This is a genomic window from Mycolicibacterium agri (assembly GCF_002553505.1).
GTDB classification, from domain to species: Bacteria; Actinomycetota; Actinomycetes; order Mycobacteriales; family Mycobacteriaceae; genus Mycobacterium; species Mycobacterium agri.
The window spans coordinates 1-675 of sequence record NZ_PDCP01000242.1; the positions used below are offsets into that span (position 1 = coordinate 1).

General features: G+C 66.2%; 1 pseudogene. It reads left to right on the forward strand.

The annotated features are described in order from the left end of the window. Positions 1-160: 160 nt before the first annotated feature. A pseudogene (locus tag CQY20_RS34000) lies at positions 161-675 on the forward strand (IS21 family transposase); the annotation flags it as partial.

Here is a 675-nt window from a genome sequence, read left to right on the forward strand (position 1 = left end):
TGTCGCCTGCCATGAGGATGGGACCAGTGTGACCTGATTTTTGCCAGGGTGATGGGACCACCTGGATTGCCAGTTATGGGACCACCGGCGCGTCGCGTCGGTGGTCTTTTCATTTGTCCGTTCGATCGCCGTGACAGCGCAAGTCACGGAGGTCGCCGGCATGGCTTTTCGGGAGGTCAGTGTGAATGAGATCAGGGAAGTGCTGCGGGTGTGGCTGGGCGTGGCGGGGCTACCGGCGCCGGGGTACCGCACGATCGCCGCGTATTGCGGTCTGGACCGCAAGACGGTGCGACGCTACGTCGAGGCCGCCCAGGCCGCCGGTCTGCGCCGCGACGACGACCTGGGCGCGGTCGATGACGCGTTGATCGGGATGGTCGCCGATGCGGTGCGGCCGGTGCGCCCCGATGGCCACGGGGCGGCGTGGGAGCAGCTTCTGGGGTTCGAGGAGCAGATCACCGCCTGGGTGGCCGGCACCGGTGGGCAGCGGCCGTTGACGGTCACCAAGATCCACACCTTGTTGGCCCGGCAGGGCTGTGTGGTGCCGTATCGAACGTTGCACCGATTCGCCAGTGAGCGTTGCGGTTTCGGCCGCAAGGATCTCACGGTGCGGGTTGCCGATGGCGATCCCGGAGTGGAGTGCCAAGTCGATTTCGGCTATCTGGGGATGCTCACCGA